The sequence below is a fragment of the Microcoleus sp. N9_A1 genome, assembly GCF_036701795.1.
Lineage (GTDB): Bacteria > Cyanobacteriota > Cyanobacteriia > Cyanobacteriales > Microcoleaceae > Microcoleus.
The window spans coordinates 1-13,548 of sequence record NZ_JAUBRI010000078.1 but is presented as its reverse complement, the minus strand read 5'-3'; the positions used below and the strand labels follow the sequence as shown (position 1 = coordinate 13,548).

11 protein-coding genes are annotated in these 13,548 nt (G+C 46.1%); 9 read left to right on the top strand and 2 right to left on the bottom strand.

The window, feature by feature from the left end; genetic code table 11:
* Positions 1-566 precede the first annotated feature (566 nt).
* The 8 genes from QUA58_RS26310 (at position 567) to QUA58_RS26275 (ending at position 10,503) form a co-directional block, all read left to right on the top strand.
* Positions 567-3,779, top strand: a complete 3,213-nt coding sequence (locus QUA58_RS26310; protein WP_333255723.1) for an EAL domain-containing protein — start codon at positions 567-569, stop codon at positions 3,777-3,779.
* A gap of 105 nt (positions 3,780-3,884) precedes the next feature.
* On the top strand, positions 3,885-5,474 hold the full coding sequence (locus QUA58_RS26305) for a glycoside hydrolase family 57 protein (RefSeq protein WP_333255739.1): 1,590 nt from the start codon (positions 3,885-3,887) through the stop codon (positions 5,472-5,474).
* Positions 5,475-5,738: 264 nt separating this feature from the next.
* Complete coding sequence (locus tag QUA58_RS26300; protein ID WP_333255721.1) at positions 5,739-6,059, top strand: nucleotidyltransferase domain-containing protein; 321 nt, start codon at positions 5,739-5,741, stop codon at positions 6,057-6,059.
* Positions 6,056-6,451, top strand: coding sequence for a HEPN domain-containing protein (locus tag QUA58_RS26295; RefSeq protein ID WP_333255719.1), 396 nt, complete (start codon positions 6,056-6,058; stop codon positions 6,449-6,451). Before QUA58_RS26300 ends, QUA58_RS26295 begins: the two co-directional genes overlap by 4 nt.
* A gap of 244 nt (positions 6,452-6,695) precedes the next feature.
* The gene (locus QUA58_RS26290) at positions 6,696-6,908 is read left to right on the top strand and encodes a hypothetical protein (RefSeq protein WP_333255717.1); all 213 of its coding nucleotides are present in this window, start codon (positions 6,696-6,698) and stop codon (positions 6,906-6,908) included.
* A 765-nt stretch (positions 6,909-7,673) separates the two neighbouring features.
* On the top strand, positions 7,674-8,468 hold the full coding sequence (locus QUA58_RS26285) for an ABC transporter permease (RefSeq protein WP_333396935.1): 795 nt from the start codon (positions 7,674-7,676) through the stop codon (positions 8,466-8,468).
* Between the two features lie 224 nt (positions 8,469-8,692).
* Positions 8,693-9,556 carry an aldo/keto reductase gene (locus QUA58_RS26280; protein WP_333255715.1) on the top strand — a complete coding sequence of 288 codons (864 nt, stop codon included), beginning with the start codon at positions 8,693-8,695 and terminating at the stop codon, positions 9,554-9,556.
* A 269-nt stretch (positions 9,557-9,825) separates the two neighbouring features.
* The gene (locus QUA58_RS26275) at positions 9,826-10,503 is read left to right on the top strand and encodes a GIY-YIG nuclease family protein (RefSeq protein ID WP_333255713.1); all 678 of its coding nucleotides are present in this window, start codon (positions 9,826-9,828) and stop codon (positions 10,501-10,503) included.
* A gap of 202 nt (positions 10,504-10,705) precedes the next feature.
* Here QUA58_RS26275 and QUA58_RS26270 read toward each other — a convergent pair whose 3' ends face one another.
* Positions 10,706-11,554 carry a DUF3598 family protein gene (locus tag QUA58_RS26270; RefSeq protein ID WP_333396934.1) on the bottom strand — a complete coding sequence of 283 codons (849 nt, stop codon included), beginning with the start codon at positions 11,552-11,554 and terminating at the stop codon, positions 10,706-10,708.
* An 18-nt stretch (positions 11,555-11,572) separates the two neighbouring features.
* Between QUA58_RS26270 and QUA58_RS26265 the strand changes: the two genes are divergently transcribed.
* Positions 11,573-12,382: an SAM-dependent chlorinase/fluorinase gene (locus tag QUA58_RS26265; RefSeq protein WP_333396931.1), complete on the top strand. Its 810-nt coding sequence runs from the start codon at positions 11,573-11,575 to the stop codon at positions 12,380-12,382.
* Between the two features lie 141 nt (positions 12,383-12,523).
* On the opposite strand, the gene QUA58_RS26260 is transcribed toward QUA58_RS26265, so the two are convergent.
* Complete coding sequence (locus QUA58_RS26260) at positions 12,524-13,420, bottom strand: alpha/beta hydrolase (protein ID WP_333396928.1); 897 nt, start codon at positions 13,418-13,420, stop codon at positions 12,524-12,526.
* Positions 13,421-13,548 lie beyond the last annotated feature (128 nt).

The window sequence follows — 13,548 nt, the reverse complement described above, 5'->3', positions numbered from 1 at the left end:
GACAGTTGACAGTTGACAGTTGACAGTTGACCGTTGACCGTTGACAGTTGACAGTTGACAGTTGACAGTTGACAGTTGACCGTTGACCGTTGACAGTTAACCTCTACCTGGAAGGAAGAGGATTGGAGTAATGAATAGTCTTCTTTTAATTTCTCCGGATCAGGCTTTGGGCTTGAAACCAATTCTTTCTGCTAAGTTAAGTGTATAAGAGTTTTAAATTCTGAATTTAAAACTCTTATAGACTTAAATAAGTCACAATCGGTGAGAGCATCCGAATTTTGGTGTGACAGGAGTGTTCACTGTCAGGGATGGGAGCGAAAGATCGAGGCTTGGCTGTGCAAGATGCTGGCACTCCTAAAAAAACCTCTTTTAAAAATTGGGATGATCCCCAATCTGTTCTGTCAGCCCTCGACGGCCGTTGCTAAACAAAGGTTTTGCGAGTATAGTATATAATTAATTTTTATAAAAACACCTAAACATATCGAGATATAATTAACAACAAAAGTCAGTCTAAAAAATTACTAGCAATAACACGAACAACCAATTGAAAACCTCCCCAATACCTTATGTTAGATATAAGTCAGACCAACTATCTACTAAAACTGGTAGCGGAATCAACATTAAAATTGTTGATTATCGAAGACATGGCAGAAGATATGGAATTAATAGTGCTCGCCTTAGAAGCGGGGGGGGTAAATTTTAAGTGCGACACTGCCGAAACAGCAACAGAGTGCAGAAAACTGCTTGAGAATTGCAAGTACGATGCTGTACTATCCGATTACCGCCTCCCGGGATTCAACGGTTTAGAAGTGTTGAAATTAATGCAGGAATTGGGCCACGACATACCATTGATTTTAATAACGGGAAGTTTGGGAGAAGAAGCGGCAGTTGAGTGCATCAAAGCCGGAATGACCGATTACGTATTAAAAGGGCGACTGTTTAGGTTGCCAACAGTCTTAGAACGATCGCTCCAAGAATACAAAATGCGACGCCAGCAACAAGAAGCGATCGCCCAAATTCAGCGGCAAGCGACTCGTGAAGCGATCATCAACCGCATCCTCCAAGCCATGCGCTTCACCCTTGTACTCGACGAAGTGCTGCAAACCACCGCAGATCAACTGCACGAAGCTCTAGAAATCAGCGGCTGCGCGATATTGCAGCCAGATGCTGAGGGCAGGATCGGGATTCGCTACATGAGCTTAAAGGCAGCCGACAGAGAACGGGCGATCGGTCTAAATTGCGACTTTGCCCAACACTATCGCTTCTCCCTCGCCCGCGGAGAAACGATCGCCCTCGCCGAGTTATCGACTCTGGGCCCGGAACTGCAAGCATCAGCGGAATTTTTAGGGTTTCACTCGATCGCGATCGCACCGCTGCTCTACCAGCAATCATTTTTGGGAGGAATTTGCCTCTACCAGTGCGATCGAGCGCGCTCTTGGAGCGTCGAAGAACAGTCGCTACTCAAAGCCATAGCCGATCAGTGCGCGATCGCGATCCACCAAGCCGAACTCTACCAACAAGCCCAAACCGAACTTGCAGAACGCAAGCGCGCCGAAGCAGCAGTCTGCGGCATCCAGCAGCAGCTAGCCACAATGGCAGCCAACATTCCCGGCTCAGTCTACCGCACCGTGCTGCATCCAGATGGCACAATGTCGATGCCCTACATCAGTCCGGGCGTGCGCGAAGTTACTGGGATCGGGGCCGAAGAAGTGATTTCGCACCCGGAACTCTTGACAGAAATCATCCATCCAGAGGACAAAAGCTTTTTTGACAGCAGCGTAGCAGCATCGACAGCGAGTCTTTTGCCGTGCGATCGCCAGTACCGCATCGTTCTGAGATCTGGGGAGGTCAAGTGGGTGCAAGACAGCGCTAAATTTTCCAAACACGAAAACGGCGACGTAATTATAGACGGAGTAGCCCTGGACATCAGCGATCGCAAACAAGCAGAATCAGCCCTGCGCCAAAGCGAACAGCGATTTCGTTCGCTGATTGAAAATGCCACAGACATCACGATCATTCTTGACGCCGAAGGAATCTTCCGCTACATCAGCCCTTCCGTCAAGCGAATTTTAGGATACGGGCCCCACCAGGCGATCGGGCGCAGCGCCTTAGAAATAGTTCACCCCGACGACTGCACCACGATCACCGAAACCCTCCACAAAGCCATTAAAAACCCCAAAAGAAGCCAGTGCCCAGTTGAGTACCGAGTCCGCCACCGCAACGGTTCCTGGTGTTATGTAGAAGCTGTAGCCACCAACTTGCTGCATGATCCCGCAGTCCAGGGAATTGTGATTAACTGTCACGACATCACTCAGCGCAAACTCGCCGAAGAACAACTGCTGCACGATGCTTTTCACGACGCCCTCACCGGATTGCCCAACCGATCGCTATTTACCGATCGGCTGGAACACGCTCTGAGGCTGGCAAAACGGCGCAAAGACTACTTGTTTGCCGTACTGTTTCTCGATTTAGATAGATTTAAAGTAGTCAACGATTCCCTCGGCCACGCCATCGGCGATCAATTGCTAGTATCGATCGCGCGGCGTCTGGAAGCTTGTCTGAGGGTCGGAGATACAGTCGCCCGCCTCGGAGGAGACGAGTTTGTGCTGTTGCTAGAAGACATCGAGGGCATCAATGAAGCTACCACCATTGTCAACCGCCTGCAAAAGAAAATCACCTCCCCTCTCCTTCTAGACGGACACGAAGTATTTATCACCGCCAGCATCGGCATAGCTTTGAGTTCTGGCGAATATCTGGAACCGACAACCCTGCTGCGCGACGCCGACACAGCAATGTACCGCGCCAAAGAACTCGGCAGAGCCCGACACGAAGTTTTCAACAGTTCCATGCACGCCCACGCTTTGCGGCTGTTGCAGCTAGAAAACGACCTGCGGCGGGCGATCGAATCAATTAAAGAGCCGGTCAGAGAAGAAGACTTTCCCCCATCCCACGAATCAGCCTTACCTCCCTTATCCGCAGCGCCCCAGTTTATTATTCACTACCAGCCGATCGTGTCGATCGCCACTAACACAATTACCAGTTTTGAGGCCCTAGTGCGCTGGCAGCATCCAGAACGTGGCTTAGTTTCCCCCGGCGAATTCATCACCATCGCCGAAGAAACCGGCTTGATCGTAACCCTCGGCCGCTGGGTACTTCGCACAGCTTGCCACCAAATCCGCCAGTGGCAGCAGCTATTTCCCAGCAACCCCCCCTTAAGCGTTAGCGTCAACATTTCTGTCAAACAGTTTTCTCAGCCAGATTTAATCGAATACATCGACCAAGTTCTTGAAGAAACTAACCTCGACGGCAGCAGTTTAAAACTCGAAATTACCGAAAGCGTACTCATAGAAAATTCCGAATCAGTAACAGCAATGCTGGTGCAGCTCAGAACCCGAAACATACACTTGTGCATTGACGACTTCGGCACCGGCTATTCATCACTCTCCTACCTGCACCGCTTCCCTACCAATACCTTAAAAATAGACCGCTCTTTTGTTAGCAGAATGGGAGGTGAATTCGATTTCAGCAAAGGAGGCATTGACCCGACAGAAATTGTGCGGTCGATCGTTACTTTGTCGCACAATTTAGGCATGGATGTAGTAGCCGAAGGAGTCGAAGAAGCCTCGCAACTATCTCTACTAAAAGGGTTAAAATGTGAGTACGCCCAGGGATTCTTTTTCTCAAAGCCAGTAGACTCTCAAACAGCAGCAGCCCTAATCCGACAGCAAGCAGAAAATCAGAATTTGCTGACATTTAGTTTGTTAGAGAAAGGCCATTAAAAAAACACGGCATTTTGTGAGTCCCGTTTCAGCATAAAATCTTAAAATATTTTAATGCTGTCACTAACTCTAGCGTCAGTTAATAACTACGACATCCAAATCATTATGACTATTGGCTACCTCGCCCTCGTTCTCCACGCCCACCTGCCTTTTGTGCGCCACCCCGAAAGCGACTACGTTTTAGAAGAAGAATGGCTGTTTGAGGCGATCGCAGAAACCTATATTCCCTTGCTGCAAGTCTTTGAAGGACTCAAACGCGACGGCATAGACTTTAAGATTACCATGAGCATGACACCGCCATTGGTGGCAATGCTGCGCGACCCCTTGCTGCAAGACCGTTTCGACGATCACTTGGCAAAACTCGAAGAACTAGCGGATCTCGAAATCGAACACAACACTGGCAACGGTCATCTCCGCTATTTAGCCGAACATTACGCCGCCCACTTTTCTCAAGTCCGCAATTATTGGGAAAAGTGCGATCGAGATTTAGTCAAAGCCTTCAAAAAATTCCAAGACAGCAACAACCTCGAAATCATGACCTGCGGGGCCACCCACGGCTACTTACCGCTGATGAAAATGTACCCAGAGGCAGTTTGGGCGCAAATACAAGTAGCCTGCGACAACTACGAAGAAAACTTCGGCCGCCGACCAAAAGGCATTTGGCTGCCCGAATGCGCCTACTATGAAGGCTTAGAGCGGATGTTAGCCGACGCCGGCCTGCGCTACTTTCTCACAGACGGTCACGGCATCCTCTACGCCCGCCCCCGTCCCCGCTACGGCAGCTACGCGCCGATTTTCACCGAATGCGGAGTAGCAGCCTTCGGCAGGGATCACGAATCATCGCAGCAGGTTTGGTCTTCCGAAGTCGGCTATCCAGGCGCCGCCGAATACCGCGAATTCTACAAAGATTTGGGCTGGGAAGCCGACTACGATTACATTAAGCCCTACATCATGCCCAACGGCCAGCGGAAAAATACCGGGATTAAATATCACAAAATCACCGGTCGCGGATTGGGTTTAGGTGATAAACAGTTGTACGATCCTTACTGGGCGCGGGAAAAAGCCGCCGAACACGCCAGCAACTTTGCTTTCAACCGGGAACGCCAAGTCGAACACCTCAACGGCATCATGCAGCGTCCGCCGATTATTGTTTCACCTTACGACGCGGAACTTTTCGGTCATTGGTGGTACGAAGGGCCTTGGTTCTTAGATTACCTGTTCCGCAAGAGTTGGTACGACCAAAATACCTACGAGATGACGCACTTAGCCGATTATTTGCGGGGAAATCCGACTCAACAAGTTTGTCGCCCGTCTCAGTCTAGCTGGGGTTTCCGGGGTTTCCACGAATATTGGCTCAACGATACCAATGCTTGGATTTACCCGCACTTGCACAAAGCAGCGGAACGGATGATTGAGTTGGGAAGCATGGAACCAGAGGATGAATTGCAGTATCGGGCTTTGAACCAGGCGGCGCGGGAAGTGCTGTTAGCTCAATCTTCTGACTGGGCGTTTATCATGCGGACGGGGACGATGGTTCCCTATGCGGTGCGGCGGACTCGATCGCACTTAATGCGCTTTCACAAGTTGTACGATGAAGTGAAAGAAGGCAAAGTCGATTCTGGTTGGTTGGAGAAGGTTGAGGAGATTGATAATATTTTCCCTGAAATTAACTATCGCGTTTATCGATCGCTTTAAGTCTCGTTTCCCCTTTCATCCTGTCCCCCCAGCCCTGCTTAAGGGAGGGACAGGATGTTAATTAAAATTAGAGGTGATGCGGCGATCGCCATGAGTGGAATGAGATGGGCGATATTTGGTTGAGAGTGTGAGTGCGATCGCATTTTTGGTCGGGAAAGGTCGATCGCCCTTTCTGTCTTTTTCTCAACGCGCAGGCGATCCCCTTTTTGGTATAATAGAATTGTTCAATAACACGAATTATCTAAATACAACCGATCGCGAAATATGAATAAACAAATCCAAACAATTGTCACCAAAACTCAGCAAGCTCTCAAAAAACTTTACGGCGAACAATTAGACAAAATTGTTCTTTTTGGCTCCCAAGCTAGAGGTGATGCTAGACCAGACTCCGATATAGATATCTTAATAGTTCTCAAAAAATCCTTTAACTACTCTCAAGAAAGCGATAGAATTAGTATTTTAATTGCCGACTTATGTTTAGAATATAATGTGCTGATTAGCTGTGCATTTGCCACTGATGAGCAATTTTATCAGCACAATAATGGTTTCTTCCGCAACATTCGTCAAGAAGGGTTAGCGATATGACTCCAGAACAACACAGACTACTGGATAAAGCAAGTAGAAGTTTGCAAGCAGCGAGAGAATTGAACAACACAGGTTTTCCTGAATTTGCCACTTCCCGTGCCTATTATTTAATGTTTTATATCGCCACAGCATTTTTAGAAGCTGAAGGATTATCCTATTCGCGACACTCAGCCGTTATCGCTGCTTTTGGGGAACGCTTCGCTCGCACTAATCGAGTTCCGGTAGAACTGCACCGCTACCTAATTGATGCTGAAAGAACTCGTCTCAGAGCGGATTATAATGTCGATCCAAATATAACAGAAACCGATGCCGAACAACTGATATCGCGGACAGAATACTTTCTTAATTTTGCCCTAACCAATATTGATTCGCTTCCTCCACTATCTCCTTAAATGATAGGAAGCTTGTTTGGGCTGGGGAGGCAGAGCGCAATACTGTTGATATTAATGCGGAAAATTATTATATCGAAAGTTATCCTAAAATCAAAAGTTTTTCCATTGAAGGCGGCAACTGGTATTTTTGCCGAAGTTCCTGAGTTTGTGATCGCGCAAATATCAAAGTCAAATTGAAAAATACTTAAACTCCCTGATTGCTAATCAAGATTTGTTGCAGCCGACAATATCCACAATTCGCGAGATGGTAGAAATCGAACAGGTGGAATTGAACCGGGAACAGGAACAGAGGGAACGTCAGCGCGATCGGGAACAAATGGAAATCGACAGGAAGAACGAAGACAAAGAGAAAAAGCGCGGCAAACTTGAGAATATCATCTTTTTTGTCGGAACTGCGATCGGCGGCGGACAAATTTTTGGGGCCAGCTATCTCCTAATCAAAGATACACCGATTTAATAGCAACCAGATTTTTCCCTCCCGCTTCATCCCTTCACCCCCACGATGATCTGGAGTTTGCTTTTCGGTTTAATATTCAGCCTGCTGATACTGGGTATCCTGCCGCTGGCGAGAAAAATATCCCCCAGAATCCTGCGGCTGGTAAGAAAAATATTGCCCCGGTAAAGCGGTGCGTGACAGTCAAGAGTAAAGGGCTGCAGTGCAATGATTAGTCACCGTCACGCACCCTATGGTTAGATATAGCACAATACGGTTGACTTAACGCTTTTGGACGAATGTCATCTCACGATTTTATAGGCCATACAGGCATTTGTTGAAAGTCAGATTGTTCTTAAGTCAACCGTATTGAGATATAGCAATCCTCGCATCATTTGTGAATTTCTTACTCCCTCAGAGCGGGTTCGGGGAGGGTTGGGGTGGGGTAAAAAATTTATGACTCCTGCAAGGATTGCTATATTTGTCAAATATTTATAAGATTAAGACTTGTAACACATTAGTATTTCCAATCAATCAAGCGATTATTGGTGTAAAAATATCAATTATTCTTAATAATTGCCAAAAGATATGGGCTTAAGATGAACTGAAATGAATAATTGTAATCTTTGTTTAAATATTGTTAGATAAATTAATAATGCGTGTTAGTAAAACTACTTAACTAAGCGGTAGAAATAATTTAAAATTATAGTGTAAAGAGCAGCCAGTACAGCAGTTAACTTCACACAACCTTTACAATAGGATGAAATCTAAGTATTTCAACGGCAAAAAATGGCGACAAACATGGGACGATATTTGCACGTACTGAAATTGTTCTGGGGTGCGGCGATCGCAGCGGAACTAGAATACCGAATCAACTTTGTCCTCGCGGCCCTCAGCAGCCTGGGAAATCTTGCGGGCAGCTTGTTTGGGCTGTTTTTGTTCTACCGTACCGGCTACACGTTTGCGGGCTATTCATGGGAAGAGGCTTTAGTTGTACTCGGTATTTTCACGATTTTGCAGGGGTTTTCGTCAACGTTTCTAGCACCTAATCTCAGCCGTATTGTCGATCGAGTGCAGCAAGGTACTCTCGATTTCGTACTCCTCAAACCCATCAGTTCCCAATTCTGGCTGTCTGCAAACACAGTTTCGCCTTGGGGAATCCCAGATTTAATCTTGGGCGCCGTATTGCTGCTGTATGCTGCTAACAAGTTGGGAGTAGAAATCGGCAACTATTTTTTAACAGCAATACCGCTGTTATTCGGAACTATTACTCTTTACAGTATATGGTTTATGTTAGGTGCAACCAGCATTTGGTTTGTCAAAATTTACAACGTTACCGAAGTTCTCAAAGGATTGTTAGAAGCGGGTAGATTTCCAATGGCAGCTTATCCCGCAGCTTATCGATTTTTCTTCACTTTCGTAGTTCCCGTTGCCTTCTTGACGACTGTGCCTGCAGAAGCCATGCTGGGGAGAGGTGAAATCGTTGGGATCGCAGGGGCGGGAATATTGGCGATCGGGCTGTTATTTTTCTCCCGCTACTTCTGGCAATTTGCACTCCGCTTTTACACCAGCGCTTCCAGCTAGTTAAGTCTGTAGGTAAGCTGCTGCACATCTAGATTGTCTATTATGTTTGAGAGGGAGAGGATTTGACACGGGGGGAATAGGGAATTGAAATATACATTTTCAAGGCAAAACAGCTTATCTAAAAAATATTCTTTCTATTTACTTAGATAGTTAAATAAATGTAAAATTTCAATCTATCCTTGAAATGTAAACTGAAAATAAACCACGCAAATGAAGGCAAACAAATGAAAAGGAAAAAACTGGGTAACAGTAATTTTACTATCAGCGCGATCGGTCTTGGATGTATGCCAATGTCCTTAAGTGGCCGGCCACCAGAATCGCAATCAATTGCGGTAATTCACCGCGCCCTCGATTTGGGTGTCACCCTAATTGACACCGCCGATTCCTACTGCCAAGATCAATCCGACAAACACCACAACGAGCACCTGATTGCCAAAGCTTTACAACAATACAGCGGAGATGTTAGGGCTGTTACTGTGGCCACTAAAGGCGGCTTAATGCGGCCTCAAGGTGCGTGGACGCGCAATGGCAACCCCCACCATTTACGCAAGACAATTCGGGAAAGTTTTGAAGCATTGGGCGGCAAGGAACCGATCGACCTTTGGCAATATCACTCGCCCGATCCCGCTTATACCATTGAAGCAGCCCTAGCACCCGCAAAAGAAGCAGTAGAAGCAGGAATGATTCGATTTATTGGAGTGTCCAACTTTTCTGTAGAGCAGATCAAACGCGCTCGCGATACAGTAGAAGTTGTCTCCGTGCAGAATCAATATAATCCTTGGCACAGAGAGCCAGAATCAGACGGCGTACTGGAATATTGCGAAACCGAAAAACTGACATTTTTTCCCTGGAGCCCTTTGGGGGGAAGCCGCCGAGTCACAAGCTTGCAAGATATGCCCGCGATCGCTAAATTAGCCACAGAAAAAAACGTTTCTGTTTACTGTATAGTATTAGCTTGGTTGATGGCAAAATCGCCCTGCGTCGTTCCGATTCCCGCTGCGACAAAATTATCGAGCATTGAGGACTCCGTAAAGGCGATCGAAGTTAAATTGACTGACGAGGAATTGCAACAAATTGCCGTAAGTTAAGTAGATAAGGGCAAAAAACAATAGAACAGGCTTTCCGGCCTGTTCCACTAGAACTTGATTGTGGGGTGGACATCTTGCCCGCCAATGAAAGTGGGATTTAACTGAGATCTTGCACCATTCTCGCTTAACAGGCTTTCCGGCCTGTTCCCCAATAAAATTCACTCTTTGTGGAACAGGCCGGACAGCCTGTTCATAAAAAGCTTATTGAGAATGGTGGAAGATTTCAGATTTAATGAGTAAAGTTGACATTTTTTGAGGAATTGGGTTTTATGGAAGCTAATCAAGTGAATGCCGATCGAGATGTAGCAATTGAACATCAAAACGTACCTGTCGCCCATGAAGGACTGCACAACTTTTTATACAGTTCCGACTCAGAACACAGCGCAGCAGCCGCTATTTCTGAAGTAGAAAATGACGGCACGCAAGTAATGTCGATAGATACATGGCGCGATTTGGCAACTAACGCGAAAGTCGCCGGCGTTTACGCTGTAATGGATACTGCCCGCAACACTCAGTTTATAGGTTATTCGCGAAATATCCTGCTTTCAATCAACGGTCACATCGCCCAAAATGGCACAGAAAATTGTGCTTTCCTGCGTGTGCAAACTTTCAAATTCCCCAAGCGGGAAGAAATGGAAAGTTTGCGGGATGCTTGGATAGCAGAACTAGGCACTATTCCGCTGGGAAACGCCGCACAGAGCGAAATGTGGGCGGCTACGGTAGGCCAAGCAGCCCGCGCTGCTATGTCTGCTGAGGAACAAAAAGCTTATGAAGAAAAGAAGCTGAAATTACGCAAAGCAATGGCCGATTCCACTCTTACCAAAGAGTTAGAAACAGCAGCCAAGATTGACGGCGAACGACACGAACATCTGGAAGCTGCAGTTAACAATGATGATTGGAGTGCGGTGATTCAATCGCAAACCCAGGAAACAAAGTCCGGCGAATAAAAATCGCGAAAACACGCAGATTGGTAGGGGCGGGTTCGCCGAAATTTATCTCATCAAATCGCAGAATTAAAAAACCCTCCCCCACCCATCCCAGATACCGACAAACCTTTTATATAATCAGAATTTTTTGGTAGAGTGGGGGCGGGTTTATCAATATTTGGAATGGGAATTAAAGATGGTTGGTGAACCCGCCCCTACGAAATTAATAACTAATTTTCCGTTCAGTAACTAAAGTCAAACTGACCCATTCACCTTTGTCATTGTAACTGCGAATCATCCGAAATCGCAAGTCAGGTTCTACCAACCAACCGGCCTCAAAAAATATAGGTTTTCTGAGTTCAACTTTCACCGGACAAGTGCAAGAACCGCCATCGGGAAGCAGCAAAACTTGCACTGGTGTTGAACCTTCGTTAAAATTAATCACAGAACTGTCAATGCTGCCGCTAGAACTGATAACATTAGCATTGTTGCCAAAAGTAATTTTTTGAATTAGGCGATCGCTACTTTCCAAATGCAATTGTAAATTGGTAGAATAGGAATCAGGAGAACGCGAATCTGGATACATTGTCACGGCCTCGCCCTGCCACTCTCCTAGCAAAGCCTCAACAGTTAAAGGCGGACGTTCGGAGACATTTTTATCAAGCTGCTTTTCCCGAATTAAGGTAAGTTTGGATAAATTGCCGTCGGTATTGTATAGCTGAACGAAGCGCAATCGGCGATAATTGTAGATAAAACCAAACTCGGCACCAGACTCAGAATAAGGCGCTAATTGAATAGTACCCTGACAAAAATTTCCATTCTCAAAAAACAGGATATCTCGTCCCAAACTCTGATATTCTCGAACAAGTTCGCTGACTTCCGGTTCGCCGACACCGCTAGGATTTGGCGAGAAGCGGCGGAGTTTCAATCGCACGGTTTTGTTGTCATTCAAACCTTCGAGAGAAATAATGGTAGGAGTATCTTGAAGTACCTCTCCTCGCGTTGATAGCTGAGTGAAGGAACCGTGCCATTCTCCCAAGTTTTGCAGAAAATTTTCCCACTGCGCTACCATATTCTTACCTTTGGATATATGTCTAAAAATAGAATTATAACTCTACTGACGGATTTTGGATTGAGCGATGTTTATGTGGGAGTGATGAAAGGTGCGATCGCCCAAATTAACTCGCAGTTAAAAGTGATTGACATTACGCACCAAATACCCTCGCAAAATATTGCGGCGGCGAGGTTTTGTTTGATGGCTGCTTTTGCTTATTTTCCGCCAGAAACCGTACATATTGCTGTCGTCGATCCGGGCGTGGGTAGCAACAGACGCGCGGTGGCGGTGAAATGTGCTAATTGCTTCCTTGTCGGGCCCGATAACGGGTTGTTTAGCGGGGTGTTGAGTCGCGAAAGTGCGATCGCCGCTGTGGAGTTGACGAATTCGCAATATTGGCGATCGCCCCAACCCAGCAGCACTTTTCACGGTCGCGATATTTTCGCAGCAGTGGGTGCTCATTTGGCGATCGGGGTGCCGCTGGAAGAGTTGGGAAGGGCGGTACGCCCTGCGAGTTTAGTGCAGCTACAGATACCAAATTGCGCCGTTACAGCCACAGGTGCGACAGGTTTTGTTCAATATGTCGATCGTTTCGGCAACCTAATTACTAATATCCCCAATAATTGCATTATAGGTAACAATTGGTCATTGACAATTAGCAATAGTTCTGATGCAATTCGCATCCCCAGCGGTAAAACCTACAGCGACAGCAATCCCGGTGAATTAATTGCCATAATTGGTTCTGACGGTTGGCTAGAAATTGCCGTTAATGGCGGCAGCGCTCAATCCGTTTTGCAGCTACAATTTGGAGATAAGGTAGAAATAATTTACAGAGATTACGTGTAATCTGCATTTATAGTCGTGGAGGCAGAAACCGGGTTTTTTACAAAAAGATTGCATCATAGCCTTTAATATCGGTGAAAAACCCGGTTTCTTTGGTCTTGATTCGTAAGTCCAGATTTCAGATCGGTTCTAAAAACACCTTATTCATTTAATTCTATATTGCTTTGCAAAATCAACAATAGTTTGGCGGTATTCGCTGCTGTTAAAAAAAACATCTCCATTATTGTGTTTAGCCTTCACAACGAGCAAAATTTGCTTGGGTTCAGCAGAAGCAGCATACAACTTTTTACTCATCGCAGCGGGAATCAAAGTATCAGCGCTTCCGTGGGCGAACAAAACCGGAATTTTGAGCAATTTAACTTTCTTCAAAGAATCAAACTTTTGTGTCAATAGCAGCCGCACCGGAAACAGCCACATCAAACTTTGGCGTTCTACCATATCCAGCATGGAAGTGAACGAACTTTGAACAATTAAGCCCGCAGCTTTAGGGTGTGCGATCGCTAATTCTACAGCAACAGCACCTCCGAGTGAATGACCGTACAAAAAAATTTCGCTGGGCGACAATTGCCGCTCTTTCACTAAATAATTATAAGCTGTTTCTGCATCTTCATATATCCGAGCTTCGCTGGGAAAACTGCCTTGACTGCGCCCGTAACCCCGGTAATCTATCAGCAATACAGAAAAACCCAATTGTCGAAACTGGTAAGATTGATTGATATTCGTACCGATGTTAAAGCCCTTGCCGTGCAGGTACAATAGAGTTCCTAGCGGCTGTGGATTGGCGGTTGGCAGCCACCAACCGTGAATTTTCTCTGTTTTTGCGGTTTTGGGCGATCGCCCGTTAACTGGCAACCAAACCTCTTCGTAGGGGACATTGAAAGCATCCGGTGTTTTGGCGATCGCAGATGTTGGGTCAAAAATCAGACGAGTTTGCAGGCTAAACAATAGTATACAAGAGACGATGTAGGCGATCGTCCAAAATTTCACCAAAGACCATAGCCACTTATAAAAATGTATGTATTTATTTGGTAATTTATTCATTACGGCAAACTCAATAATCGGCGATTTAACAACATTAACAACAATAATTATTGGTAATTGCTCAACTAGGGGAAAAAAGGGAGCCATCAATAGAGAGAGCTTGTTGAATGGATTGATAAGCAGTTAAA